A 25,815-nucleotide genomic window follows, 5' to 3' on the forward strand; every position below is an offset into this window, starting at 1 on the left:
AATTAATTATACATTACATGAAGGGGAGATAGTATGAAAGTTAGTTTAAAGGATATTGGCAAAAAATATGAAGGAAGAGAAAATTTTACGATTAGACATATCAATTTGGAAATTGATGATAAAGAATTCTGTGTGATTTTAGGTCCTTCAGGCTGCGGAAAATCTACATTATTGAGAATGATAGCGGGGCTGAATTCGATAACGGAGGGTGAACTTATTTTCGGAGAAAAGATTGTAAATAAAGTTGCTCCGAAAGATAGGGATATTGCAATGGTTTTTCAGTCTTATGCCTTGTATCCGCACATGACGGTGTATGATAATATGGCTTTTTCATTAAAAATGAAAAAAGAAAGAAAAGAAGTTATCCATGAGCGGGTTTTAGAGGCAGCAAAGATTTTACAAATAAGCGACAATCTTTATGCAAAGCCATCGGATATTTCGGGCGGACAAAGGCAGCGGGTAGCTTTAGGACGCGCTATGGTAAGACGTCCGGGCGTTTTTTTAATGGATGAACCGCTTTCAAATCTTGACGCAAAGCTGCGCGAACACATGCGAGTTGAATTGGTTCGGCTGCATAAACAACTTGGCACTACCTCAATTTATGTAACGCATGACCAAACGGAAGCAATGACAATGGCTACAAAAATAGTGTTATTAAATAAAGGAAAGATTCAGCAAGTGGGCAAACCCGAAGAATTTTACAATAAGCCTGCCAATATTTTTACCGCCGAATTTATCGGCTCTCCCACAATGAATATTTTTGAAGGCAAAATTGAACATGGGCGTTTTATAACCGCTTCGGGTGTTATCGAAGTATTCCCGAAAGAAGCTGACGCAAAAGTTCTTGCTGCTTATGAGGGCAAAAAAGTATACCTTGGTATACGCTCCGAACGATTTATTGCAGGAGAAAATGAAAAGAATTCCTTCCATGCAAAAATAGATGTAATTGAAGTACTCGGAAAAGAACAGCTTTTATATACAAAGTTGGACGACGGTACCGACTGTATTATGAGCGAACCAGGATATTTTAAATATGCTGTGGATGAAATTCATAACTTTACATTTGATTTAGATGCTTTGCATTTTTTTGACGGAGAAACTACCGAAAGGATAAATTAAACGGAGTTTTTACAGGAGACATTTATATTTACATAAATATTTTATATCTTAAAATAAATCGAATTTCCATCTTGCCCTATATTTTAGAATTTTGTATATTGTAACTAATCGGGAAAAATGATTTTTTCTAATCTAAAATTATAAGGAGATGATTATGGCAGTATTGGATATTACAAATGCTAATTTTGATGAAACCTTAAAGACCGCCAAGCCCGTTTTAATTGATTTTTGGGCACCGTGGTGACCGGGGTGCGTACAGCTCAGTCCTGAGCTGCAGGCTGCCGAGGCGGAACTCGGCGACAAGGCTGTGATTGCACAGTCTAATGTGGATAATGCACGAGAATTGGCAGTAAAATTTAAGTTTATGTCAATTCCTACCCTCATCGTTTTAAAAGACGGAAAAGAGGTGGATAGACACACAGGTTATATGGATAAAAAGAGCCTTGTAAACTTTGTTTCAAAGCATATCTAAAAGAAAAGGCGGGAAGCTTTAAAAGCCCCCGCCTTTTTTGTGCTTTATATCGGTTTAAAGAGTATCTCTAAAACCGGATATTTTTAAATATAGTCGGCCTTGTGGAGTACATCCCTTGCCTTGGCTAAGTCTTCTTCGCTTACCATGATTACGGGGCCGGTACAACCCATTCCCGTTTCGGCATAGATGCCTTCCTTCCAAAGAGCCTTGCAAGCATCTTCGATTTCGATAACATCGATTCCGGGAATACCGGCATCAACGGTTTTCTTAGGCGGAGCCTTTACCTCTTCGACAGCGGCGGCTGCAACGGGCTTTGCTCCGGGCATATCTTCTAAAAGCTCATCCAAGCCCGCCTTTTTAGCGGCCTTAAGTTCTTCTGCATAGATACCGTGAACATTGTTTTTTGCACAGTCGGCAACGAATTTTAAGGCATTGGCTATGGCAGGAGCTCCCGATGCCCTCGAAATAATTCCGACAACATCATCATAGCCCGAACCAATACAGGGTCCGTAACCGAATCCTGAGCCTTCATAGCTCCCGCCCGTTACAAAGGAAGAAAAGAGCTTAATCAGCAAGTTTCCTGTAAGGGTATCGCAAACCATTACATCGGGAGTTCCCTGCAAGAGATCGTTTCCTCTCATGCGGACACCTCCGTCTGCGCGGTTCGATTCGGTGTAGTTTACCTTGTAGCCCCTTTCCTTCATTTTATTTAGAGCCTTTTCAATAACGGCGATACCGTCAATGTTTAAAAGACCTACAGTGGGCTCGGCTATTCCTGAAGCCTTGGCAACAGCAACACCGCCGATAGCATTTAAAAGCATGGCCTTGTAGCGGTTTGCATCGGTTGTTCCCGTGGTGGTGGCAAGAATCATCTCGCGGCCCTTTCCGGGGGTTACAACCTTTCCTACGGTGCTTACGCCCAAGGGGAAGTTATAGTGCATGGTTACACAAGCCTTAATTGTTCCTTCTTTAAAAAGGCGTTCCATTTCTTTATGAGCATCTTCGAGAGTTGCTGCGGGGAAATGTTTTAAGCCTTTTGCTTCCGGTCCTCCGATGAGGATTACATCCAGATCGGGATTTCTTTTTGCGGCAAGCTCTGCGGCATAAACAAGTTCCGCTTCGCCGTGCTCGCTTCCCGGAATGGTTAAACCGACGGGGAATCGGCCGGCAAAGGAGCCGCCCTCAAGCCCTTCGGCAAGTCCTAAAAATAAATCAGCAATTTGTTTTTTATCTGCCATATTCTTATCTCCTTAGTTTTGGGATTTGAGAATATTTTCAGCTACATTTCTCATTGCTTCGGCAACAATCTTCTTTATTCCGGCTGTGTCCTGACCGGCAGATGCGGAGCCTTTTCCGTCATTGGCTTCAATTAAGAAGCTTAAGCCGTCGAAGAGGTTTGTAAGACGGCCGAGGAATAAACTTCCCTTTCCGATTATCATTGTATTTTTGAGTTTTCCTGCCATCATATCGCGGCGTGCATGTCCGATAAAGGGAACGCCCGAAGGGATATGTCCCTGAGTGGGAGCAAAGCCGACAACTCCGTGTTTTTTTACGAATTCGGCAATTTGAGTTTTTTCAAGCTGGCCTTTCATAACGCTTAAAGCGGCAATCATCTTTACGTTTGCTTCGGGTACGTTACCTGCACCTGCGGGAGCGGTGATTTCGTGGTTTTGAAGCTCTGCCGAGTATTTTTCGATGTCGGTCATCTTTAAACCGGCGGCATTAAGAGGATCGTAAACCAATACGCTCATAACAGCCTGAGGGGCGGAACCGGAAGAAATTACGTGCTTTCCTACAACTTCGGTGTTGATAACGGGGTTGACTCCGTCGTCTGCACTGAGCATAACGGCAAAGCCTCCGATCATATCTTCAAAGAGGGGAAGGTCTTTTTTTACATGGTCTTTTCCGTTCATACCGAGCTTGGGTACAGAACCTCCCGAAACGACCATTACATTTTTAAAGATACCGGCTGCTACAAGGGCCGCTCCGTGGATAATTGCATGAACGGGAGCTGCACAGAAGCCTCGAACATCTGAGCCGGTTGCATTTACACAGCCCGATTTTTCTCCGACTGCCTTTGCAATGTTTCCGCCGCCTCTCTGGTTAATATCGCCAGCGGCTTCTTCAGAACATTCGATGATGTATTCGACATCCTTCATATCGATGCCTTCGAGCTTTCCCATGTGCCATGCGGAAAGAATACCAGAAGCCTTTGTGGCGAGGTTTTCAAGCATGGTGTGGGCACTTAAGTTTTCGTCCGTATCGTGAGCCTGCTTTACACAACCGATGAGTTTTCCCTGTTCGTAAAGACCTTCTGCTGTGTGGGCATCTACCATTTTTTGGATTTCTGCCATGTCATGGCCTTCACCGAGCTTAATGTCTTGAGTTTTCATCATCGGGTGATTTTCGATGAGTTTTGCAGCTTGGGCCGTGAATTCTTTTGAGAAATAAACGAGCTCAAAAACGTCGGCATGTTTCATCAAAATATAGAACTCGGCCTGAGTCATAATTTCGCCGAATTTACCCTTTCTTTCGGCCTTTTTTGCATCCTTGTACCAAGGTTCGGGAAGTTTTTCCAAGTCTTCGGGAGTCATATTTCCGATATAAACTTGGTTAGGCGGATAGTTTACTGCCTCTTCAAAGCTGCGTAAGTGAGAGGGTATTGCCTTTAAATATTCATCCTCAGGGTTTGCAAGCCTTGTGCCTGTTTGAGTTGAACCGTTGTGAAAAAGAAGATCGGGAGCATGAACTAAGATGTAGCTTGCTCCTTTTATAGCGACTTTTGCCATAATGCCTCCAAAAAATTTATATAAAATTTAAAATGCTTTGCCAATTATAATGATGGCATTTTTATTCTATATTAAATTCATTTATTATTCAAGAGCGATTTTGGTAAATCTTTATGGTAAAGAATATGATAACAGCACTTCCCTTTTTATTTAAAAAAATATAATCTATTAAGAAAACTGGAGGCTTATTATGAAAGGAAAATTAATCTTTTTTTTGCTTATTGTGTTAAATTTTAGCTTAACCTCTCAAGAAATTTACGATAATTTTTATAAATTCAAAGCCGAACTGTATAACACGCCTTCGGAAAAAATGGCGGCTGCCATCGATGAATATAGGAATAAAATTGAAAAAATGCAAATTTCCGAAGAAGAAAAACTGACTCTTCAAAATTTTTTGGTTTTGGAAGAAATAAATCTTTTAAATCGAGATAAAAACAACAAAAAGAAAATATACCTTATGCTTAAAAAACAAAATGAAGAATCCGCCGCTTTTATGCAGGGCAAAAAGAATTCCAAAGCCGATAAATGGTTTTTGTTAAGTTGGGCGGATATAAAATCCAGATATATAGCTTTTTTATCGGGACAAGATATACAGAAGGAAGCTAATGATACAAAAATGCTTTATCTTGCTGCCTTAAAAAAAGATAAAAAATTTGCTCCGGCAAGTATCTCATTCGGCTTATGGCTATTCTTTGCTCCTCCTATAGCTGGCGGCGGTTATGAAAATTCTTTAAATGAAATATCAAAGGCCGTATCGAATGCAAAAAATAATTATGAAAAATACTTAGCCCTTATTTTCAGATCTCAAGTCAACTTTGCACTTGAAAACTTCGAGCTGTCCCAAAAGGATTTAAAAGATGCTTCCATCTTAATACCTGATGAAACTTTTACCCTGTTTATTGAGGAGTTAAATAAAAATGGAAAAATATTCTTTTCAAAATAGAACGCATAAATTAATAGCAGGAATTTTTCTTTTTATCGGGATCTCATCATTTTGTTTTGCCCAAGAAATTCCTGTAAAATCATCAGATTCGGATAAGATAAAAATCTTTAGTTTGGATGAGTGCGATTCTATTTTTACCGAATATTATAGAAATAATACTATCGGCGATGAAGATTTGAAAATCTTAATAGATGGAATAAAGGCACTCACAGATTCTCTGGAAAAAATTCTTTTAGAGAATAAAAAAAACAGAGATATAAAAAGACAAAATGAACTTTTAATTTTATATCTTAAACATGCTGAGATTATTTCTAACATTTATAATTACGGTGGTATGAATCATCAAGCTAAGATAATAAAAAAAATAGATAAAGATTTAAAAAGATTTTTAAAATTATCCGATTTGGAAGGTGAGGTATATTTAAAATATGCAGACTACCTTTATACAAAACTTCCGCTTCCCGAAACAAAACGCTTCAATACAATTTTAACGCTTCCGGTTTTATACAGAATGGCTCTTTTAAAAGATAAAACTAATAAGGCTGCTTTTGTAAAACTGTCATGCTGGCATGTTTCTTCAGCTGATGAAACCACATCTAATTTTAATTCTCAAATTAAAGCAACGGAAGAATACATTGAAGAATTAAATGAGGTTGATAAATTTAATGCTTATATATGGTATTCTATATTTTACATGAAAATATATGATACAAAAAAAGGTTGGGAATGTTTTTATAAAGCAAAAAATATTTTTCCCAATCACCCGATTGTTTCCTTGCTTTATGAAAATTACAAAAAAGGAATTCTAAAGTTATGATAAATCCTGAACTTAAAGTTAAAAACTTATATAAAACTTACAGCGTTAATAGTAAAAAAATTGAAGTTACAAAAAATATTTCATTTACTGCCGAACAGGGAAGTCTGATTTGGATTTACGGCAATTCCGGAGCGGGAAAATCCACATTTTTAAATCTTATAACAGGAATAGATTATCCCGACGCAGGAGAAATAGAATGGGGAGATAAGAACATAAATAAAATGAGTAACGGTGAAAGAGCTGAATTCAGGCTTGAAAACTGCGGCCTTATTTTCCAATTTTTTGAATTAATAAAATCTCAAACTATTTTTGATAATGCTTCCATACCTTTAAAAATTCAAAAAAAATCTAAAAAAGAAATACGAGAAACGCTTACGCCTTTGTTTGAATATTTTGATTTAAAAGATTTGATTTATAAAAAACCTAATGAACTTTCAGGCGGAGAAAAACAAAGAGTTTCAATCGTTAGAGCTCTTTCTTGTAATCCTAAATACATTCTTGCAGATGAAATAACTTCCTCACTTGATTCGGACCGCTCAAATCAAGTTTATAAATATTTGCGCAAATACTTAAAAGAAAAAAACGGAGTAGGAATTTTTGTTTCGCATGATCCTATTATAAAAAATTATGCGGATAAAATTTATAAAATGGTCAGTGGTTCATTGAATGAAGCGGCCGGGGAATAAAAAAGTTTTGGAGAAAAAATGTTTTTATTAAAAAGTGCATGGGATAATATTAAATTTCACAAAAAAAGAAGTATTCTTTCCATATTGTTAATTACAATTGCATCTGCCGCGATCTTATTGTATAGAGGATTTGTAGAATATTCGGAACAAGGAATGGCCATAGGTTTTATACAAGAATCAGGCCATCTTCAAGTTGCGCTTAAAGATTTTTGGAATAACAAAAATACGGCAGATATGATACTTACAGCACACGATATGAATAAACTTAAAGATCTTTTTGATAAAATACCAGAAATAGTAAGCTCCGATGCGGTACTTAATTTTCAAGGGATAATACGAACGCAAAATTCTTCTTCAATATTTTGCGGGGCAGGGTACGATGAACCTCACTCTCTGGGATCAACCGAAGGATGTCCTGTTTTTGAGGGAGATAACAGCCTTGTTCTCGATAAAGCTTTATTTAATTCCCTCGGTTTAGATTTGAAAAATAATAATTATGTAAATATAATGACGGCAATGGGAGAAAAGAAAATTGCGGCCGGTTCTTTTGAGGTTTCAGGAACTATAGATATCGGCACGCCTCAAAATGCTGCCGGCTTTTTAATTGCTTCCCGAAAAGATATTCTTGATTTTTTTGGAATGGAAGATGCCGCATCATATATAAGATTATATTTAAAAAATAATAAGGATATCGAAAAAATCGAAAATAAATTAAATTCTGTTTTTGAAGAAAATAATTTAAATTTTGAAGTTAAAAACTGGAAAACTCTTAATCCCTCGTGGCAGCAGGTAAGCAATTTATTTAATGCACAATTCATTGTAATAAGCGGCATCTTGTATGTTTTAATATTTACAGCACTGACCCAAAGTCTTTCAGCAAGCTTTATGGAAAGAATCGGCGAATTCGGTACAATGGAAGCTATAGGCTTAAAAAAATCTCTGCTTATTTCGATTTTAATTTTGGAAGTGTGTATTTTATCTTTTGCAGGCATTATCGGAGGTGTTTTATTATCACAAGCAGGAAATATTATTACGCAAATGTTTGATATAAAGATGAATCCTCCGGGCTCAACTTCTTATTACTTATTAAATTTTTTTATTACAGCTAAGGCGGTAATCAAAACCCAATTTTTTATATTTTTTACGGCTCTTATTTCGGTTATATATCCGATTTATACTATTAAAAAATATAGCAGTATAAAACTTATAAATTATAATATAAGTTAATCAAAGGACTTTTAAAATGAAAAAGATTTTATGTTTAATTTTTTGTTTTATGATGACGGCAGGATTTTCTCAAAGTAAAGAGGAACTTAAAAAAGCTGATGAAAAAGATTCTTTAAACATTTCCAAATTTAATATTCGTCCGCATTATTTCGGGTTTCCTCTTTCGGTAAAATTCGGATGGCTTTACAGGCAAGATAATTTCAGTGTTTTCCCGAATACGGGAATCTTCTTTTCAGCAGACAGCGGACCCGCTATAAGTTCTTCCATAGGAATGTTTGTTCAAAAAGATTTTTTTAAATGGGATATAAACGCTTTTTATGATTTTGTTCCGTTTACAATGCATAAAAAAGTTTCCGACCAAATTTTTTATGCAAGAAATAATTTTATATTTGTTATAAACAGACTGAAAATTTCTTTTCCTGCCCGTGCGGGAAGAAGACTTGTTAATGAAATAAAAGTGAACGGCACTCAAAAAGAGTTGCTGCCGAAAACAATTACCGAAATATCTCAGGGAATCAGGTTTGATGTTTATCTTGCAGATTTAGGCTATCTTAAAGCAACAACTTCTTTTTCTTTTTTTACCGATTGGATTCCGGAAAGCCGCTTTGTTAATTACAGACTTAAATTCGATTTGCCGGTAACATTTAAACTGTATTATGTTGACGTAGGGTTTGTCTATACTTTTTATAATACCGATAGGATAAATTCTAAAAATATAAATGCCGCCGCCGATTACCAAATAGAAAAATCTCAAGAAGCTATGACACGGCGCTTTTCGTTTAAAGATGTTCAAAAATATTCTTCGATGCATATTTGGGGAACTGAAATTAGATGGTACGCAGCCAGAACGGGCGTTAATTCAAACGGATTTTTTATTTCAGCCTTTGCAGATGCCGGATTCGGTTCCAACGAAGTAAAAAAAATAAACCTTATCGCCGAGTGCGGTTTAGGTGCAGGCTATACATTATTTGATAACGTACCTTTTACATTCCAAGCAGGATTTAATCAAGACTTTAAACCGATCTTTTTCTTAGGCGTAGTATCCAGAATTATTCAGGGGGTGTAATCGCATTTAATCTCTAGCACATTTTCACAATTTATGCTATCATTCTCCTATGGCACATTGTATAGCTCCGGAAGCGGAAAAAATTTTGGATAAGGAATTTAAGGTTCTTGATAAGGGCTTTATCAGATTGGTAGACTACATGGGAACTGATGCCCGCATAGTGCAGTCAGCCCGTGTTTCTTATGGGGAAGGCACTAAAACTGTCCGTGAAGATGCCGGCTTAATAGATTATCTTTTGCGGAACAAGCACACATCTCCTTTTGAGCAAGTGGTTTTTACCTTTCATGTAAAGCTGCCCATTTTTGTAGCCCGGCAGTGGATCAGGCATAGGACTGCCCGCTTAAACGAAATTTCGGGACGGTATTCCATATTAAAGGCCGAGTTTTATGTACCCGCCGGAAAGGATATAGCTTTACAAAGCAGCGACAATAAGCAGGGCAGAATGAATGAGGCAGTTCCTCAAGACCTTCAAAATGAAGTTATAAATTCTTTACAAAAACAACAAGAAGAAATTTATGAAGGCTATTCGAAATTGCTTGATAAAAATATTGCGAGAGAGCTTGCCAGAATAAACCTCCCCCTTTCCACTTATACCGAATGGTATTGGCAAATAGACTTGCATAATCTTTTTCATTTTTTGCGGCTGCGTATGGATGCTCATGCACAAAAAGAAATCAGAGACTATGCCGAAGTGATGTTCGAGATTTGTAAAACCGTAACCCCCCTTGCCTGTGCTTCTTTTGAGCGGCACGAAAAAAACGGCGTAAACTTTTCGACAGAAGAACTCGAAGCTATCCGTAATTTGATAGCCGGAAAAGACAGCGGCTTAGAAGGAAAAGAGCTTGAACGGCTTAACGAAAAACTTAAAAGCGGAAGACAAATATAAGGCACAGCAAAATGAGAAAGCGTGATAATTTTGTCTTTGCGGCTTTCGCTTTAAGCCTTATACTTTTATTCTTGCAGCAATTTTATTTTAAAAACACGCCTGCAAGTATTATCCATGCAATAGATATTTTAATTCTTCTATTCGTTATTTCAGAAACTTTTTTTGCCGTCCGTCAGGAAAAGTATATACGTAAATACTTTCAAAATAATCTTGTAGATTTTTTAGCCGTACTTATTTTTGCCTTAACTTTTATTATCTTTAAAATACAAATAGGTTTTAAAAATATTTCTGAAGAGTTAAGTATTGTTTTTGATATTTTTAAAAATATCTTTTTATTTGGAAAAATAATTAGATTGATAAGCAAGCGGGCAGGATTAACTGCAAAAATTATTTCAAACCCTGCCCGTACTTTGATTATTTCATTTTTTATGGTAATAATCATCGGCAGTTTTTTACTTATGCTTCCTGCAGCATCTGCAAAGGGCTCTCCCTTAAATTTTTTAACGGCACTTTTTACATCTGCTTCTGCCGTATGCGTTACGGGTTTAAGTGTTATAGATGTTTCTTCCGAACTTACCATAGCAGGAAAATTTATTCTGATTGTTTTAATTCAAGTCGGAGGACTGGGCATAATGGTTTTTTCATTCTTCGGAATGCTTGCCTTCCGAAAAAAAATGACGGTCAGTGAAAAGCTCACAATTTCTTATATGGTCAGTGAAGATGACATGTCAAACCTTTTTAAAACATTAAGAGTTATCGTTTTATCTACATTCTTTATAGAAGCCCTAAGTGCAGTATTTTTATTTATAGGGTTTTCACGTATTTTAGGTTTCAATCTTAAAACCTTGGGTTTTGCATTATTTCATGCAATATCTGCATTTTGTAATGCAGGCTTTGCTCTTTTTTCAAACAACTTGGAATCTTTTACCTCCGATATTATTATCAGTTTAACAATAGGCCTTACCATAATTTTAGGCGGAATAAGTTTTGCAGTTATTTATGATGTTTTAGCTAAGGTCAAGACAGATATAAAAAATAAATTTTTAAAGAAAAAAAAGACCGATTATTTAATTTCGGTAAATACAAAAATGATTTTAAGCCTTACGGTTTTTATTCTTTTTATTTCTTTTGCTCTTTTTTATTTACTTGAACATCGTAATACTATGAAAGATATGTCTTTAGGAACTCAATACCTTGCAAGTTTATTTCAGGCTATAACATTGCGTACCGCAGGTTTTTCTACGGTTTCCTTCCTTAATTTGACAAATGCAAGCTTGCTTTTTATGATATTCATAATGTTCATGGGAGGAGCTGCAGGAAGTACGGCCGGAGGAATAAAGCTGAACACAATTGCGGTGGTCTTTGCTTTTTTTAAATCTTTTTTAAAAAATCAAAAAACTGTTGTAATTAAAAATGTTTCGGTGCCTGAAGAACAAGTAAAAAAAGCTTTTTTAATTTTCGGTTTCGGACTTGCGGCAATTTCAGTTGGAATTTTTTTATTAACAATTACCGAAACCCTTCCTTTTTTAGCATTATTGTTTGAAACCGTTTCGGCCTTTGCAACCGTGGGTCTTTCTACAGGAATAACGTCAGCTCTTTCACCGGCCGGTAAAATAGTAATAATAATCTTAATGTTTATTGGAAGGGTCGGCCCCTTAACTTTTTTAACTGCGGCCGGTAAAAAACAAAAAAATGATGATATAGAATATCCTTATGGAAATATAGCAATAGGATAATGGGAGGAAAATATATGGAAACAAATAAAAACTTTGCAGTCATAGGTTTGGGAGAATTCGGTTCAAGGATTTGTGAAGTTCTTGTAGACGGAGGTGCTTCAGTGGTTGCCTTCGATCATGATATTCAAGCCGTCGAAAGAATAAAAAAAATCGTTCCGGCAGCAATGCTTGTAGAAACTACAAATGAAGAAGCTCTTTTAAAAGCCCCTTTGGATGATGTAGAAGTCGCCATAGTCGCCATCGGCAATAATATAGAAGCAAGCGTTTTAACAACTACTCTTTTAAAGCAAAGAGATATTCCCTATGTTTTAGCGCGTGCCGTTTCACCTCTTCATGCAACAGTTCTACGAAGGGTAGGAGCAAACGAAGTTTTAAATATTGAAATATCAGCAGCAACAAGAATTGCGAGGCGGCTTATTTCTCCCGATGTAATGGACTCAATTGCAGTTACAAAAGATTTTTCGATAAGAGAAATCATTGTGCCGAAATTTTTTATAGGAAAAACAGTCGGTTCCGTTGCTCTAAAAGAAAAATTCAATATTACTTTGATTGCTCTTGTTAGAATGGCTTTGGATATAGATTCTGTCGGTAATCCTGTCAAACAGGAGGTTATGCACTATCCGGAAGATGATTTTGAGTTGAGAGAGGGCGATAAACTTTTTTTGATAGGCTCAAATATAAAACTTGAAGAATTTAGAAATATGTAACGGAGCAAATATGATTTTTATTGAAAAAAAACTATTGTTTATAAGTTTAGTAATCTCATTTGTTTTTATGATAATAACAGCTTTTTGGGCATACAGCGTAGGTATGAAAGTCCCTCTTAAAGGCGATTCCGAACTTGTCTTATTTTTAGGCTTTATATTTTCAGGTTTGCAGCTAATTATAACCATCAATATCATGATAGGTGCAATAAAAAAGAAAAAAGATTTTTTTACTTTAATGGAAACCATAAAATCGGGCGGCATTTTATCGAAAGAAAAAATAAAAAAGCTGGGCTCGGCAGGGCTTGCTTTACAAGAAGCCCTTGAAGCTTCAAGCACAATTACAGCACAAAAAAGTTTAAAAATTGCGAGTCTTAACGGATTGATGAGAAGCTTGATTAGTATGATAGATATACCTATTGTTGTAGTCAACCTTAACGGAGAAATTATAGATGCTTCTCAAAAAATCAAAACGGAAAAAAATTATAATAAAGATTTAAATATTTCTGACCTTATACCTCAAGTAAATATCAGAGAAGCCTTTAAGGAAGCATCAATAAGCCATCTTCCTGTAGAACAAGGGGACAATCTTTTAATACCTGTCTTTTCAACACTAGGCGATATAACATATTTTTTAATTGATACATCTAAGCATGGTGCTTTAACTAAATTTATCAACAACTTTATACCGCCTCAAAAGGAAGAATCTGCTAAGCAGGCAAAAAAAGGATTTTTTAAAATTTTAGGAACCTCTAAAAAAGTTTAAATTTACAACTTATAAACTCCGTCTAATTTTTCTTTTATTTGCGGGTCAAAGTTATGACTTATCATTATCACGGTTAAATCGGGATTTTCTATCAATCTCTTTTCAATCTCCAAAGCGTTTTCTTTATCGAGAGAAGAAGTGCCTTCGTCGATTAAAAGAATTTTTCTGCCGTGAATGAGTGCACGGGCTATTGCTATACGCTGTCTTTGCCCGCCCGAAAAGTTTTTACCGTTTTCACTTGCGGGAGTATTAATTCCATTTTCCAAATTTTGAATCATCGGTAAAAGAGCGGATTCTTTTATAGAATTGTCTATTTTTTCATCCGGATAATTTTTGCCTAGACAAATATTTTCTTTTATAGTATCGTTAAAGATATAAACATTTTGATCAATGTACGCTACATTTTCCCGTATTTTTTCTTTATCCAGATTTAAAAGGCTAATACCGTCATATTCGATTTTACCTTCATAATCTTCCAACATTCCGTTAAGCAATTTAAAAAAAGTAGTTTTTCCGCTTCCCGATTCTCCGATTATGCCGTATTTTTTTCCGATTTCAAATTCCATATTAACATTTTTTAAAATAGGTTTTTCCGGTGTATATGCAAAATTAAGATTTGTTATTTTTATTTTATTTTTAAAAGACGGCTGTAAAAGATTTTTTGATTCGGAATTTATTTCTATGTTTTCGAATTTTTTTAAAATAGGAAAAACCGTTTTTATATTCATTCCCCTTGTGGCAATATTAGTTAAGGAGGAAAAAAGCGTGTTTGCAAGGCTATTGATTGCTATCATGGCACTTATATTTACAAGTTTATACCCGGCAAGAATACCGGTATAAATTAAGATAATCAAGCCTGCGACCATCGAAAAAAAAGCAAGCATAATTGCCGGCGTTATAACTTTTTTAGTTTGATATACGTTTTTATCTGCAAGTGCATTAGATGCTTTTTCAACTTCATTCGTAATACGATTTCTGAGGTTAAAACTGAAAAGTACATCAAAACCGCTTAAAGCATCTTTTACCTTACTTACAAAAATTTGTTTTTGAATGCTAAATTGAACTATTGCATCTGTCATTTTCTTTTGAAATAATTTCGGAACAAAAATTACGATGAAAGATAAAATTACACTTGCAGCCGCAATGCTCCAATGGATAAAAAAAAGCGGAATAAAAGCGAATAGAGCCATTGCTCCTAAATCAAGCACATCGTAAACAGCCGAAAATCCGCTCGTATTTATCGTTTGTACATCATTATTCAACCATGAAAGATAGGTTCCCGAATTTTCTTTGTTGTATACGGAATACGAACAATTTTCTAATTTTTTTGTTATGTCCTGTCTTAAAGCTGTCTGCATTTTTGATGTAACTTTTGCTTTTTCAACATTACGGGAATAATTCATAAGCAAAAGGATAATAGCCAAACCAACCTTAATTCCCATTAGTTGTAAAAAGCCGTTCATATTATTTTGAAGTAGTTTATCAAATGCAGTCATCGTAAGAAGCGGCGATATATTTGTCAAGACGGCAAATATCAAATAAATAGACATAACTGCGGCATTATGCCTCATAAATTGTTTAAAATATTTTTTCATTTTTTTCCTCCAAATTATCAGAATTGAATGTTTACAAGCCTGTAATTTCAATTTATGGTATTACAAAACAAAAGTCAAGCTAAATTTTGAAATATTTAATAAAATATTTGAAAATTCTTATATTTTTGCTCAAAATTATTATATTTTTTAATTTTTAATGTATATATTTTAATATTTTTGATGAATTCTCTTGACAGCAGAAAGAATTTTTATTATCATAGAATTAAAGTTTTTATGGGGGATAGCATGATAGAGGTTATTGGAATCTGTCCCGTGTGCGGGGATAGTTTTACCGTTTCGGAGTTGCATTGCTCAAAATGCAATAGTTCGCTAAAGGGCGAGTTTGAGCTATGCGAGTTTTGCCGCCTAACAAAGGAGCAAAAATATTTTGTAAAGATGTTTTTAAAAAACCGAGGCAGCATACGCGATATGGAAAAAGAATTGGGCATTTCTTATCCGACTGTTCGGAATAAGATAGAAGAAATCAATGCGGCTCTGGGCTTATCGGATGGAAGCCTTCCGTCCGTTAATGTTTCTGAAGTCTTACAAAAAATAAAGAACGGAGAGTTATCTGTTGATTCTGCAGTTTCATTTTTGACGGGAGAGCCCGGAGAAGAAAAAATTTAGAAGAACAGCGACAACAGTTCTGTTTGAACTACAAGGAGATATTTTATGGAAAACGAAAAACTTGAAATTTTAAACATGATTAGAGACAAGGCGATTACACCCGAAGAAGGCTTAAAACTTTTGGAAGCTATCCAAAAAGAAAATGTTAAATTTGTTTTTGAAGAGCCTAAACAAAAAAAAGATAGCGAGACTATAGTAATAAGTACAAAGATTCCCTCTAAAAATGATCCGGCGGATTTTTTAGAAAAAGCAGCCGGTTCGGAAAATACGGTAAATGAAACCTTTGAAAACAAAAAGAAAAAAAATATCGATATAACAATTCAAACTCCCGACGGAAAAACTCAATCATTTAATTTGTAGGAATAAGCAGCTCACTCAAATCTTTCAACCTCTTGCAAAATTTTAACATAAGGCGTAAAATGATACTATGATCGATACAAGCTATAAAACGATAGTAGAAAATTTTAAAGCAAAGATGGCAGAACGGATTGTGGGTCAGCAAGAACTCATAGAAGGAATTTTAACTGCGTATATTGCAGGCGGCCATGTGCTCCTTGAAGGTGTGCCCGGCCTTGCAAAAACTCTCATAGTAAAAACCTTTGCAGAGCTGGCCAGCGCAAGCTTTAAGCGTATTCAATTTACGCCGGACCTTCTTCCTGCCGATTTAATAGGAACCTTGATTTATCAGCAAAGTATCGGTAAGTTTTCCGTAAGGAGGGGTCCCGTTTTTGCAAATATCGTTTTGGCCGATGAAATAAACAGAGCTCCTGCAAAGGTGCAGTCTGCACTTTTGGAAGCCATGGCCGAAGGGCAGGTTACAATAGGAGAAAATTCTTTTTCTTTACCTGCGCCTTTTTTTGTACTAGCGACACAAAACCCTATCGAGCAGGAAGGTACCTATCCCCTGCCCGAAGCTGAACTTGACCGCTTTTTGTTAAAACTATTCGTTCCGTATCCTTCTATTGAAGAAGAAATAAATATAGTGAATAAATTTTCAAGCCTAGGGCCGAGTCAAAACGTGGGGCAAAACCCCGGTCAAAGCTCAAATATCAATCCGGCCGAAGCCGTTTTGACACTCGAAAATTTAAAAACTCTCCGCAATGCTGTAGAACAAGTCAAATGTTCTCCCGAAATTACAAGCTATATAGTTTCAATAATTGCAGCAACACGGCCTGTAAAAAATGTAAAGCAGGATGACTATATTCATGGGAATTACCTAAGCTATATTCTTTACGGGGCATCTCCAAGGGCCGGAATAGCTATTCAAAAATGTGCAAAGATAAAGGCTCTATTTAATGGAAGAGATTATGTAATTCCTGAAGATGTAAAAGCCGTCGCATATGCGGCTCTTAGGCATAGGCTTAAACTTTCTTATGAAGCTGCCGCAGATAATTTAACCGCTGACGATATTATTGAAAAGCTTTTGGGAATTGTGCCCCAGCCGTAAGTTTAGACACATCTGCAATAAGAGAAATAATTTTACTTGTTTCAACCTTTTCTACTTTGAAGTCGACTTCGCCTATAGTAATCAGTTCGCCTTCCTTGGGAAGGTATTCTGCCGTTTCAAGAATAAGTCCGCCTATAGTATCATTATAATCCGAGTGAAAATCGGTATTTAAAATACTATTAAGTTGAATTATAGGGACAGCTCCGGGAATTAAAATATGCGTACCGTCAACAATCTTCATTCCGCTTAAAGGATTTGTTTTTGTTTTAGCATACTCATCTTGAATGGAACCGAAAATAGCAGTACTTATATCATCAATTGTGATAAGTCCCGCAGTGGAACCGTATTCATCTATAACAAAGGCCATATTTCTTTTATTTTTGCTCATTGTTTTTATAGCCGAAAAAATATTTGCTGTTTTCGGAATAAACAGAGCCCGTCTTATAATTTTATTTATATCCATTTCCGTATTATGGCTTCTATAAAATAAAATATCTTTATAATGCACACTGCCTATTATTTTATCTTTTTCTCCCTTATAAACGGGAAGACGAGAAAACATAGTTTTACGAAAAATGCTTACCATATTTTCGAGTGATGAATTTATATCGAGGCTGACAATATCCTCTTTTTTTGTCATTATGCTTTGCAGTTTTAATTCATGGAGCCTCACAGCTCGTTTAATTAATTCATGCTCTCCCGTTTGAAAAGTCCCGTCTGCCAAACTTATATTTATAAGAGTTTCCAAATAATCTTCGGAAAGTTCGGAGTTTTGATTGTTCTGTTTTTTTGAAACAAGTTTAATAATAAAATTAGACATGAGCGAAAAAATAAAAATAAAGGGTTTTAAAAGAAGCCTTACAACCGATAAGGGTACTAAAAATGTTTTTGTAATTTCTACGGCATTGTAAGCGGCTACAGCCTTGGGTAAGATTTCAGCAAAGATAATTATAAGAACAGTTGTAATAGCGGTAGCCGCCGGAATATGCTGCTGTCCGTACATATCTATCACAAAGGCTGTTATCAAAGCCGAAGAAAGGGTGTTTACAAAATTGGTGCCTATCAGGGTTGCACTTACAATTTCATCTTTTCTTTCAATAAGAAAAGCAAGTCTTCGGCTTTTTTTTGTCCGGCTTTTTTTTATTGTCTTATATTCGGTTCTTGTAATTGCAGTAATTGCCGTTTCGGTTGCAGAAAAAAAGAATGCGCAAAAAAGAAGAGCTATAAATTCTATTATCATTAAGGCTAATTCTAACTTCATTCTTCATCTCCCGCAATATTTACTTGCAGTTCGCTTATTCTGTTTCCTTCGGTTTTTATAACCGTAAAATTATAGTTTTCTATTTTTATTGTAGAACCTATTTGCGGAACCTCTCCGCATTTTTCCATAATAAGACCGCCTATTGTGTCATAATACTCGGAAGAAAATGAAGTTCCCAGATTTTCATTTAAATCGCTCAGCCTCATGCTGCCTAAAATAGTTTGACTAATATTTTGAGTTGATTCATCATTTATATTATCAAGATTGGGTTCTTCTGCAGCGGCATCATCGGTATCGTATTCATCGGCTATGTTCCCGAATATCTCTTCATTTAAGTCTTCAAGAGTTGCAATACCTAAAGTTCCGCCGTATTCGTCGATAACCACAACCATATTCTGCTTTTCTTTTCTAAATATTTCCTGCAACTTTGAAAGCTCGGTATTTTCAAAAACAAGAACAGGTTTGCGTAAATATTTTTTTATATCGAATTTTTCTTTTGACTCCTGTAAGAAATCCTTTGCAGCCGCTTCCGAAAATAAAAAATCTTTAATATAAAAAATACCGATAATTTCATCTATGTCTTCTTCATAAACCGGAAACCTTGAAAATCGTGAAGAGTGAGAAAGCCCTATAATTTCTTCCGGGTTTACATCAGCTGTAAGGCCTATTATATCGGGTCTGGGCGTCATAATATTTTTTACGGTTATATCGCCGTAGCTTAATATTTTTTCGAGGACGGCTTTTTCTTCCGAGCGAAGATCTCCATGTTCTTGGCGTACATCAAAGAAATCTTTTAGGTCTTCATCGGTTAAGGCCTCATTCGATTGCAGGTTTTTTACGCCTAAAAATTTTAAAAAGAATTTTGTAAAACCCGAAAAGAGCCATTCAAGAGGGGCAAGCACTTTAATTAAAAACAAAATAAAGCCTGAAAATTTTAAGGCGATCGGTTCGGAAAAAACCAAAGCAATTGATTTAGGAAGTATCTCTCCGAAAATTAAAATTGCAATAGTTGCAGCCGTTACTGCAATGCTTAACCCTTTAGCCCCAACAAGCTCTACCATTAAAGCCGTTAATATTACCGATATTAAAATATTTACCAGACTGTTTCCTATCAGAGAAGTTGTTAAAAACTTTTGTTTATTTTTTAAAATTTTTTCGACTCTTGCAGCCTTTTTATTTTTCTTTTCGCGTAAATATTTTATTTTCAATTTATTTACGGATAAAAAGGCTGTTTCCCCCGATGAAAACATCATCGATAAAAAAAGAAGAACAATTAAAAGTAAAATATAAAACCATTGCGGAGGAGGTTCGTTCATCTTATAAACACCTATTTTATACCGTAAGCCTTGCTTACCGGAATAACAAAAAGAATTCCATGCCCTTCTTTTTCTACATCGGATTTTTTTCTGATTGCTTCAACAACATTTTCAAGTTGATCGTCATCAACGATAGTTAAAACAATTTCTTTTTCGGGTTCAATCTCCATGTCAAAGATAAGCTTTGTTTGATTAAGCCCCGATCCTCTTGCATGGATTATTGTTCCTCCTCTTGCTCCTGCTTCTAAAGAAGCATCAACGACTTCGCTTGCTTTTCCTCTATTAACAACAGTAAATATTGCAGACTTCATAGTTTTTACCTCCTCCCGTTTAAATACGGGCTTTTCATCATCCAGGGTATTTTCAATATTAATAAAACTTAAAGGCATACGGAATGCTATGCCGAAATTTTTACGAGTAAGATTGAACTTTTTATTTAGCTCATCCATAAGACCGTCTAAAAAATCTCCATGTCCGGCCGTTAAAATCAACTCTTTTCTTGTCTCTTGAATTCCTAAAAAATCAAGTACTTTACTTTTTACCGTACCAAAGGCAATCATTATTGTAGCTCCGGTAAGGCCCTTATCTTTAGCGTACTTTACTATTTTACGTGCACGCCCAAAAGGGACTAAAATAATCAGAAGGGAAAAATCTTTCATTTTTGTTCTCCTGCGCTTTTAATCTTAAATATTAATCCTAAAATTTGTAACGAAATAATAGGAGCCAATGCGACGGCGGCTATAATTCCAAAGCCGTCTATTAAAACATTTGCCGTCGGCGTATAATCGGCAAGCCCTTGTGCAAGGGATAAAACAAAGGTTGCAGTCATGGGGCCTGAAGCAACACCTCCGGCATCAAAGGCGATACTTACAAAAAGATCCGGAACAATGATTGATAATAAAAGTGAAACTATATATCCGGGAAGTAAAATATGCCATAACTGAAATGCCGGTTCTATAATTCTAAGTAACGAAAGCATTACCGCAAAGCTGACGCCTATACATAAAAATATTAAAACTATCTTGCGGGGAATATGGCCGCTCGTTACGTTTTCTATTTGTACCGTCAAAACATAAACGGCAGGTTCGGCCAAAATAGAAACAATACCTATCAGGGCACCGATAAAAAGAATTAAAGGCCGTGTTCCTATTTCTCCCAATCGGCTTCCCATCGCTATTCCGACATCTAAAAAGCCCGATTTTGCTCCCCACATAAATAGAAATAAGCCTATCAATGTAATTATAAGACCTTTAATAATGGGAATTAAATCTTTGGCCCTCAACTTTATACTTATAAAGTTTGTAATTAAAAATATTACGGTCAAGGGTAAAAGAGACATAATACATTCATAAAGTACCGGTAAAAAATGTTCAGCAAAGGGATAAAATATTTGTGCATGTACATCTAAATTGAATACAAAATCATCGGCGGATATTTCTTTTGTTTTTCCTAATACGCTTAAAGCCAATACTGCTAAGATTGCTCCGGCAGATGCCATACCTACAAGACCGAAAGCATCCCTTTCGGAAGCAGCCGAGTCTTTTTTCATCTCGGAAACACCGGCTGCTAAGGCCAGAATAAAAGGCACGGTTATTGCGCCTGTAGTTGTTCCCGAAGAATCAAATGATATCGAAATAAATTCGGAAGACGAAAAAAGAGAGAGCAAAAATATTACGCCGTAAGAAAGAGCAAAAATGATTTTTTGCGAAATATTAAATACGGTTCTCAAAATACCAAAAACCACAAAGGCTGCAACACCGACAGAAACAACTACTATGAGTCTTAATGCCGGAATCCCGCTTTTTGTTACCGTCTTTACCTGACTTGCCAAAATCTGTAAATCGGGTTCTGCAATTGAAATTAAAAAACCAAGGGCAAAACCTCCTAAAATCAAAATCAGAATATTATTCCTTTTTGTGATTTCTTTTCCCATTTGCAAACCGATTTTTGTAACACTCATTTCGATTCCAAACAGAAAAAAAGCCAGCCCTAATATTATGCATACACTCCCGATTAAAAATCTAATAAAGACACTGTAATCGATATGAATAAATGCAAAATTCAAGATAGTAGTCAAAATAACGATTGGTAAAACCGACATCAAGACTTCTTTAAATTTATCAATTAGAATATTCATAACCGGATAATATTATTGACTAAATTTTAATTTTGGTCAATAGGAAGAAATTATTTATGTCTAAGCAATAAAAATACGGTTTTAGATACAATTTTTCAATTTAATTATCCAATTAGTGATTGACAAAGAATATATTTATGCCTAAAATACAGTGTATAAGCTAAGCAGACATTATATCTAAGTATCGGTTCATTTAAGCTTTTCTTAATAAAGAAATTTATTTTATTTAAATTATAAACTTTAGTTTTAAGGAAGAAATTTTTATGCAAAAACTACTTAAAAAATTTTACCTCCTTACAGTCTTGGTTTTGACTGTATGTTTGGTTACTTCATGTACTATGTTAAGAGCTATGTTAAGCGATTTTAAAAAATTATCTGAAGAAGGCCATGCCAGTATTAATGGGAAAAAGGTCAATCTTAAAACAATGGGTGATCCCGAAAAAGATTGCCTTGCGTTTGGATATTTAAAAATACCAACAGAACAATTGTACATTCAATCCGATCCCTCAAAAGAACCTATTTATACAACACCTTTTGTATTCCAAGGCTCCTATGCAGATGGAAGTATCTTTTGTTTTCCACCGTTTAAAACCGATCTGGCTTTTCAGTTAGTGTCTTTACGTAATGTAAATTTTAATGTAATAACTACTTTTTCGCCTCAGTTAGGTGCAGAAGGAAAAATAGCATTTGTAACACATAAAAAAGGCTTAATGTTTATCGGTGCTTATGATTTTATTACGGAAGGAAAGGCAGGAATGATTGTACCTTTGGCTCGTAAAGATAGTGCTCAGTACGAATTAAAATGTCTTTTAAAAATAAAAAAGTTGCTACAACATACAGCATGGTTACCGCTTATTGAAGCAAGAATAAAGGAGTTGGAAAATGAAAAAAAATAAATTATTTAAAATCTTGTGTTTATTATTATTATTTATAGTCACAGGATTTGTATTCGCTGATGAAGAGAAAAAAGCCTTACCTTCAAAAGAAGAGGTTGTTTTGGTTTTTAGTTTAAAAGTTTTACCAACTCCTGATAGTGCTTTTTTTTCAAACTATCGCAATATAAAATTCGGCAATTTTGGTTTTGATGATGGAAGTGTTGCTACCGATCAAATATATGTAAATTATCTTGTTCATAAATATTTTTTGTCGGCTAAATGTGATGAAGATCCGCAAAAAACCGATTTTGTTATGAAGAAAATTACCTTACAATCAAATAAACGGATTATTAACTTGTATAAATTAGTTTATTACTTTGGTAACGCATATTGTGCACAATTGACCTTACCAATCCAATCAGAGCTAACGATACCGGAAGATGTGAAATTTGTATACCTTGGAGATTTTACCATTAAATGTTCAATGCCGTTTTATGATATTAGTGAAATAAAAAGGATTGATAATTTTGATGCTGCCGCTCTTGCAGTGAAGAAGGCGTACGGAAAAAGTGCTGAGCTTGAACGGATTCCTCTTGTTCCGCTAAAGAAATAAACTAAAAAAGGGATTTCAAAAATATTGAAATCCCTTTTTAATTCTTATTTACTTTTACGAGCAGATGATATTGTTTTTAAAATAATATCTCCGTATTTATCTTTTTTTGCTTTTCCTATTCCGAAGATATTATCAAGCTCAGCAATTGTTGCAGGTTTTTTTACACCCAAATCGAAGATGGTCTTATCCGAAAAAATAACATAGGCAGGAACTCTTGCTTCATCTGCAAGTTCTCTTCGTTTTTGCTTTAGTGCATTTACTATAGCCTTACCGCGTCCATCTAAATTATTTTCAAATGTTTGAGGTTTTGATTTTTCTTTTACTTCTTTTTTAGCGGAATTGTCTTTTTCATAATTAAAAGGAAGCATAATACTTGTTCGGGCTTGAAGTTCTTCTTTTGCTTTTTGGGTAAGAGATAATACCGAGTAATCTTCATCTTTTACAAGATAGTCTTCCGCCAATAGAATACGGACAAGATTAAACCAGCCTTCTCTATTGAATTCCGTACCGATTCCCCAGACGGAAAGATCATTATGCTTGTTTTCAAGTATTCGTTTTTGCTTTGAACCTAAAAGAACATCGATTATATAGCTGGCTCCGAATCGGCAGCCGGTTCTGACAACGCAGGATAAAAATTTCTGCACAGGAACTGTCAAATCGGTTTTTTCTATTTTTTCTCTTGAACAAAAATCACAGCAAGGTGCATCGCCCTGTATTTCTTTTAATTTTCCTTCGGATATATTTTCTCCGAAATATTTTAAAATCGCCCGCCGGCGGCAGCTATTAGCTTGAGCATAATTACTAATGGCGGAAAGCATTGCTTCGGCCTTTTTAACCTCATCGGGAGATTTATCCTGCATCAAGAATTTAAGCTTAAAAATGTCGGCAGCCGAAAAAAGCAAAAGAGCATGAGCCGGATTTCCGTCTCTGCCTGCTCTGCCTATTTCCTGATAATACTGTTCAATACTTTTAGGCAAATCAAAATGAATAACGAACCTTACATTAGGTTTATTTATTCCCATACCAAAGGCCACGGTTGCTACAATTATTTCTATATCGTCATTGATAAAATCGTTTTGAGTTTTTTGCCTAAGCTCGTCTGATAGTCCCGCGTGATAGGGTTTTGCATTATAGCCTAAAACCGATAGTTGAACGGCCAAGGTATCTGCCTGTTTGCGGGAAAAACAGTAAATAATTCCGCTTTCGCCCCTATGTTCTTTTAGAAATTCCGAGGCTTGTTCAAAAGACTTTTGCTTTTCTTTAACCTCCAAAAAAATATTTTTGCGGTTAAAACCGGCAATAAACTCTTTTGGCGTTTTGAGCTTTAGCATTTTTTTTATATCCGAACGCACCTTTTCGGTTGCTGTTGCCGTTATGGCAAGACAGACCGATTCTTTTAATAGCTTGCGTATTTCAGCCAACTGCCTATATTCCGGTCTAAAATCATGACCCCATTCCGAAATGCAGTGAGCTTCATCTATCGTAAGACAATCCACTTTTATTGAAGAAAGAAGCTCTTTACATCGGTCACTGACCAGAGTTTCAGGAGCAACATAAAGGATTTTTACCTCTCCGTTTTTTATACGGCGTATATTATCGGCATATTTTTCCCAATCCAAGGAGCTGTTTAAGGCAACCGCCTCAACACCGATAGTTTCCAAACCGCAAATTTGGTCATGCATAAGAGAGATAAGGGGAGAAACTACTATGGTTACCCCTTCAAAAATAAGGGCCGGAATCTGATAGCATAAAGATTTTCCGCCTCCTGTGGGCATTACCGCAAGAACATCTTTTTTTTGGAGAAGGCTGTCTATAATTTCTTTTTGGAAGGGCCTGAATTCGTCATATCCGAAGACCTGTTTTAAAATGTCCTCAGGGGAGGTGAGTCTTTTTTTACTGTCAGAACCTTTTGATCCGCGCGTCATATATGGCTGTCATTATACCCTAAAACGGCAAATTAAGCAAGCATTTTGTGAAAAGTTATGGTAAGCACCTTTTAGGCTTCCTTTTTTTTGTTTTTTCCTTATAATATAGATATGGCTAAATTTAAACGGAAAACAAAAGAAGAGCGGACGCATGAGATAATAGAAGCCGCAAAAAAGGTGTTTTTAAAAAAGGGTTTTCATAATACTACGATGGAAGATATTGTTGCCGCTACAAGCCTTTCAAAAGGAGGGGTTTATCAGTACTTTAAAAGTACGAAGGCTATAATGTTTGCCATAATGCAGGAAGGAAACTATTTTCGATACAGACGCAATGAAGAAATCTTTAGTTCTGCAAAAAAAATTGATGACCCTTACGAAATTGTAACCCAAGCCTTAGAAGCAAAACTATTTGATAATGTTCCCGAAAAGCGGCTTTATCTAATGTTTCTTGCCGAAATTCTATATGATAAAGAATATGAGGCTCTTTTTTGGAAACTTGAAGATCAAGCTCATAAGTTTATAAGCGAAAACCTTGAACATTTATTTAAAGAAGGGACTTTTGCAGGTAAAAAAATAAAGTATAAAACAAACAAAACAGGACGGCTCTACTCCCGTCTTTTTAACGGAATCCTTATAATGTATGAACTCTTTGAAGATAAAACACCCTTTGATAGGGGAAAAAGAGAGCTCCACGACCTTCTTTATTCTTGTGTAAAAAAAAGTTTTACAATTGAATAATAAAAATTAGTTATCCTATCTTGACTTTAGTTTCTCTTTTTATATAATATAACTGACGAATACGTCAGTT

25 protein-coding genes are annotated in these 25,815 nt (G+C 35.5%); 17 read left to right on the top strand and 8 right to left on the bottom strand.

Annotation, left to right across the window (positions count from 1 at the left end):
- Positions 1-33: 33 nt before the first annotated feature.
- Positions 34-1,119 (top strand): ABC transporter ATP-binding protein, encoded by a 1,086-nt coding sequence (locus HO345_RS11955; RefSeq protein ID WP_253683090.1) that lies wholly within the window; start codon positions 34-36, stop codon positions 1,117-1,119.
- 148 nt (positions 1,120-1,267) lie between these two features.
- Positions 1,268-1,591, top strand: a complete 324-nt coding sequence (gene trxA / locus HO345_RS11960) for a thioredoxin (RefSeq protein WP_144242322.1) — start codon at positions 1,268-1,270, stop codon at positions 1,589-1,591.
- Positions 1,592-1,674: 83 nt separating this feature from the next.
- Here trxA and grdD read toward each other — a convergent pair whose 3' ends face one another.
- On the bottom strand, positions 1,675-2,829 hold the full coding sequence (gene grdD, locus HO345_RS11965) for a glycine/sarcosine/betaine reductase complex component C subunit alpha (protein ID WP_253683091.1): 1,155 nt from the start codon (positions 2,827-2,829) through the stop codon (positions 1,675-1,677).
- 12 nt (positions 2,830-2,841) lie between these two features.
- Positions 2,842-4,380: a glycine/sarcosine/betaine reductase complex component C subunit beta gene (gene grdC / locus HO345_RS11970; RefSeq protein ID WP_253683092.1), complete on the bottom strand. Its 1,539-nt coding sequence runs from the start codon at positions 4,378-4,380 to the stop codon at positions 2,842-2,844.
- A gap of 190 nt (positions 4,381-4,570) precedes the next feature.
- On the opposite strand from grdC, the gene HO345_RS11975 reads away from it, so the two are divergent.
- The 9 genes from HO345_RS11975 to HO345_RS12015 are packed head-to-tail and all read left to right on the top strand — an operon-like array spanning position 4,571 to position 13,211.
- A complete protein-coding gene (locus tag HO345_RS11975) occupies positions 4,571-5,323 on the top strand; it encodes a hypothetical protein (protein ID WP_253683093.1) in 753 nt (250 codons plus the stop codon).
- A complete protein-coding gene (locus HO345_RS11980) occupies positions 5,298-6,140 on the top strand; it encodes a hypothetical protein (RefSeq protein WP_253683094.1) in 843 nt (280 codons plus the stop codon). The genes HO345_RS11975 and HO345_RS11980 overlap by 26 nt, the downstream gene beginning before the upstream one ends.
- Positions 6,137-6,826 carry an ABC transporter ATP-binding protein gene (locus HO345_RS11985; RefSeq protein ID WP_253683095.1) on the top strand — a complete coding sequence of 230 codons (690 nt, stop codon included), beginning with the start codon at positions 6,137-6,139 and terminating at the stop codon, positions 6,824-6,826. Before HO345_RS11980 ends, HO345_RS11985 begins: the two co-directional genes overlap by 4 nt.
- 18 nt (positions 6,827-6,844) lie before the next feature.
- A complete protein-coding gene (locus HO345_RS11990; RefSeq protein ID WP_253683096.1) occupies positions 6,845-8,053 on the top strand; it encodes an ABC transporter permease in 1,209 nt (402 codons plus the stop codon).
- A gap of 16 nt (positions 8,054-8,069) precedes the next feature.
- A complete protein-coding gene (locus HO345_RS11995; RefSeq protein WP_253683097.1) occupies positions 8,070-9,119 on the top strand; it encodes a hypothetical protein in 1,050 nt (349 codons plus the stop codon).
- A 49-nt stretch (positions 9,120-9,168) separates the two neighbouring features.
- Entirely contained in the window at positions 9,169-10,005 is an 837-nt protein-coding gene (thyX, locus tag HO345_RS12000; RefSeq protein ID WP_253683098.1) for an FAD-dependent thymidylate synthase, read from the top strand.
- Between the two features lie 11 nt (positions 10,006-10,016).
- Positions 10,017-11,741, top strand: a complete 1,725-nt coding sequence (locus HO345_RS12005; protein ID WP_253683099.1) for a TrkH family potassium uptake protein — start codon at positions 10,017-10,019, stop codon at positions 11,739-11,741.
- Positions 11,742-11,755: 14 nt separating this feature from the next.
- Positions 11,756-12,448 (top strand): potassium channel family protein, encoded by a 693-nt coding sequence (locus HO345_RS12010; protein ID WP_002666331.1) that lies wholly within the window; start codon positions 11,756-11,758, stop codon positions 12,446-12,448.
- Positions 12,449-12,458: 10 nt separating this feature from the next.
- Complete coding sequence (locus tag HO345_RS12015; protein ID WP_253683100.1) at positions 12,459-13,211, top strand: hypothetical protein; 753 nt, start codon at positions 12,459-12,461, stop codon at positions 13,209-13,211.
- A 2-nt stretch (positions 13,212-13,213) separates the two neighbouring features.
- Here HO345_RS12015 and HO345_RS12020 read toward each other — a convergent pair whose 3' ends face one another.
- A complete protein-coding gene (locus tag HO345_RS12020) occupies positions 13,214-14,806 on the bottom strand; it encodes an ABC transporter ATP-binding protein (RefSeq protein WP_253683101.1) in 1,593 nt (530 codons plus the stop codon).
- A gap of 246 nt (positions 14,807-15,052) precedes the next feature.
- Between HO345_RS12020 and HO345_RS12025 the strand changes: the two genes are divergently transcribed.
- The 3 genes from HO345_RS12025 to HO345_RS12035 all read left to right on the top strand — a co-directional run bounded on the left by HO345_RS12025 (position 15,053) and on the right by HO345_RS12035 (position 16,880).
- Positions 15,053-15,433 (top strand): DUF2089 domain-containing protein, encoded by a 381-nt coding sequence (locus tag HO345_RS12025; protein ID WP_253681125.1) that lies wholly within the window; start codon positions 15,053-15,055, stop codon positions 15,431-15,433.
- 45 nt (positions 15,434-15,478) lie between these two features.
- Positions 15,479-15,793 carry an SHOCT-like domain-containing protein gene (locus HO345_RS12030; RefSeq protein WP_253683102.1) on the top strand — a complete coding sequence of 105 codons (315 nt, stop codon included), beginning with the start codon at positions 15,479-15,481 and terminating at the stop codon, positions 15,791-15,793.
- Positions 15,794-15,860: 67 nt separating this feature from the next.
- A complete protein-coding gene (locus tag HO345_RS12035) occupies positions 15,861-16,880 on the top strand; it encodes an AAA family ATPase (protein ID WP_253683103.1) in 1,020 nt (339 codons plus the stop codon).
- On the opposite strand, the gene HO345_RS12040 is transcribed toward HO345_RS12035, so the two are convergent.
- Genes HO345_RS12040 through HO345_RS12055 form a run of 4 tightly spaced genes read right to left on the bottom strand, consistent with a single transcriptional unit; the run spans position 16,843 to position 21,594 of the window.
- Positions 16,843-18,141 carry a hemolysin family protein gene (locus HO345_RS12040; RefSeq protein WP_253683104.1) on the bottom strand — a complete coding sequence of 433 codons (1,299 nt, stop codon included), beginning with the start codon at positions 18,139-18,141 and terminating at the stop codon, positions 16,843-16,845. The genes HO345_RS12035 and HO345_RS12040 overlap by 38 nt on opposite strands.
- Positions 18,138-19,457: a hemolysin family protein gene (locus HO345_RS12045; RefSeq protein WP_253683105.1), complete on the bottom strand. Its 1,320-nt coding sequence runs from the start codon at positions 19,455-19,457 to the stop codon at positions 18,138-18,140. The genes HO345_RS12040 and HO345_RS12045 overlap by 4 nt, the downstream gene beginning before the upstream one ends.
- Positions 19,458-19,468: 11 nt before the next feature.
- Positions 19,469-20,116, bottom strand: coding sequence for a P-II family nitrogen regulator (locus tag HO345_RS12050; RefSeq protein ID WP_253683106.1), 648 nt, complete (start codon positions 20,114-20,116; stop codon positions 19,469-19,471).
- Positions 20,113-21,594, bottom strand: a complete 1,482-nt coding sequence (locus HO345_RS12055; protein ID WP_253683107.1) for a DUF1538 domain-containing protein — start codon at positions 21,592-21,594, stop codon at positions 20,113-20,115. Before HO345_RS12055 ends, HO345_RS12050 begins: the two co-directional genes overlap by 4 nt.
- Positions 21,595-21,857: 263 nt before the next feature.
- Here HO345_RS12055 and HO345_RS12060 point away from each other — a divergent pair, with 263 nt between their 5' ends.
- Both HO345_RS12060 and HO345_RS12065 read left to right on the top strand, forming a co-directional pair.
- Positions 21,858-22,490: a hypothetical protein gene (locus tag HO345_RS12060; protein WP_253683108.1), complete on the top strand. Its 633-nt coding sequence runs from the start codon at positions 21,858-21,860 to the stop codon at positions 22,488-22,490.
- On the top strand, positions 22,477-23,082 hold the full coding sequence (locus tag HO345_RS12065) for a hypothetical protein (protein WP_253683109.1): 606 nt from the start codon (positions 22,477-22,479) through the stop codon (positions 23,080-23,082). The genes HO345_RS12060 and HO345_RS12065 overlap by 14 nt, the downstream gene beginning before the upstream one ends.
- Before the next feature lie 44 nt (positions 23,083-23,126).
- On the opposite strand, the gene recQ is transcribed toward HO345_RS12065, so the two are convergent.
- Positions 23,127-25,007: a DNA helicase RecQ gene (gene recQ, locus HO345_RS12070; RefSeq protein ID WP_253683110.1), complete on the bottom strand. Its 1,881-nt coding sequence runs from the start codon at positions 25,005-25,007 to the stop codon at positions 23,127-23,129.
- A gap of 87 nt (positions 25,008-25,094) precedes the next feature.
- On the opposite strand from recQ, the gene HO345_RS12075 reads away from it, so the two are divergent.
- Entirely contained in the window at positions 25,095-25,745 is a 651-nt protein-coding gene (locus HO345_RS12075; protein WP_366796401.1) for a TetR/AcrR family transcriptional regulator, read from the top strand.
- Positions 25,746-25,815 lie beyond the last annotated feature (70 nt).

This window comes from Treponema denticola (genome assembly GCF_024181645.1).
Lineage (GTDB): Bacteria > Spirochaetota > Spirochaetia > Treponematales > Treponemataceae > Treponema_B > Treponema_B denticola_A.

Coding starts and splice junctions, on each gene's coding strand:
- HO345_RS11995 (WP_253683097.1), top strand. CDS start 8,070: ATGAAAAAGATTTTATGTTTAATTTTTTGTTTTATGATGACGGCAGGA.
- recQ (WP_253683110.1), bottom strand. CDS start 25,007: ATGACGCGCGGATCAAAAGGTTCTGACAGTAAAAAAAGACTCACCTCC.
- HO345_RS12035 (WP_253683103.1), top strand. CDS start 15,861: ATGATCGATACAAGCTATAAAACGATAGTAGAAAATTTTAAAGCAAAG.
- HO345_RS12030 (WP_253683102.1), top strand. CDS start 15,479: ATGGAAAACGAAAAACTTGAAATTTTAAACATGATTAGAGACAAGGCG.
- HO345_RS12045 (WP_253683105.1), bottom strand. CDS start 19,457: ATGAACGAACCTCCTCCGCAATGGTTTTATATTTTACTTTTAATTGTT.
- HO345_RS11985 (WP_253683095.1), top strand. CDS start 6,137: ATGATAAATCCTGAACTTAAAGTTAAAAACTTATATAAAACTTACAGC.
- grdD (WP_253683091.1), bottom strand. CDS start 2,829: ATGGCAGATAAAAAACAAATTGCTGATTTATTTTTAGGACTTGCCGAA.
- thyX (WP_253683098.1), top strand. CDS start 9,169: ATGGCACATTGTATAGCTCCGGAAGCGGAAAAAATTTTGGATAAGGAA.
- HO345_RS12025 (WP_253681125.1), top strand. CDS start 15,053: ATGATAGAGGTTATTGGAATCTGTCCCGTGTGCGGGGATAGTTTTACC.
- HO345_RS12060 (WP_253683108.1), top strand. CDS start 21,858: ATGCAAAAACTACTTAAAAAATTTTACCTCCTTACAGTCTTGGTTTTG.
- HO345_RS12010 (WP_002666331.1), top strand. CDS start 11,756: ATGGAAACAAATAAAAACTTTGCAGTCATAGGTTTGGGAGAATTCGGT.
- HO345_RS12040 (WP_253683104.1), bottom strand. CDS start 18,141: ATGAAGTTAGAATTAGCCTTAATGATAATAGAATTTATAGCTCTTCTT.
- HO345_RS12005 (WP_253683099.1), top strand. CDS start 10,017: ATGAGAAAGCGTGATAATTTTGTCTTTGCGGCTTTCGCTTTAAGCCTT.
- HO345_RS11990 (WP_253683096.1), top strand. CDS start 6,845: ATGTTTTTATTAAAAAGTGCATGGGATAATATTAAATTTCACAAAAAA.
- HO345_RS12015 (WP_253683100.1), top strand. CDS start 12,459: ATGATTTTTATTGAAAAAAAACTATTGTTTATAAGTTTAGTAATCTCA.
- HO345_RS11975 (WP_253683093.1), top strand. CDS start 4,571: ATGAAAGGAAAATTAATCTTTTTTTTGCTTATTGTGTTAAATTTTAGC.
- HO345_RS12050 (WP_253683106.1), bottom strand. CDS start 20,116: ATGAAAGATTTTTCCCTTCTGATTATTTTAGTCCCTTTTGGGCGTGCA.
- HO345_RS11980 (WP_253683094.1), top strand. CDS start 5,298: ATGGAAAAATATTCTTTTCAAAATAGAACGCATAAATTAATAGCAGGA.
- grdC (WP_253683092.1), bottom strand. CDS start 4,380: ATGGCAAAAGTCGCTATAAAAGGAGCAAGCTACATCTTAGTTCATGCT.
- HO345_RS12020 (WP_253683101.1), bottom strand. CDS start 14,806: ATGAAAAAATATTTTAAACAATTTATGAGGCATAATGCCGCAGTTATG.
- HO345_RS11955 (WP_253683090.1), top strand. CDS start 34: ATGAAAGTTAGTTTAAAGGATATTGGCAAAAAATATGAAGGAAGAGAA.
- HO345_RS12065 (WP_253683109.1), top strand. CDS start 22,477: ATGAAAAAAAATAAATTATTTAAAATCTTGTGTTTATTATTATTATTT.
- HO345_RS12055 (WP_253683107.1), bottom strand. CDS start 21,594: ATGAATATTCTAATTGATAAATTTAAAGAAGTCTTGATGTCGGTTTTA.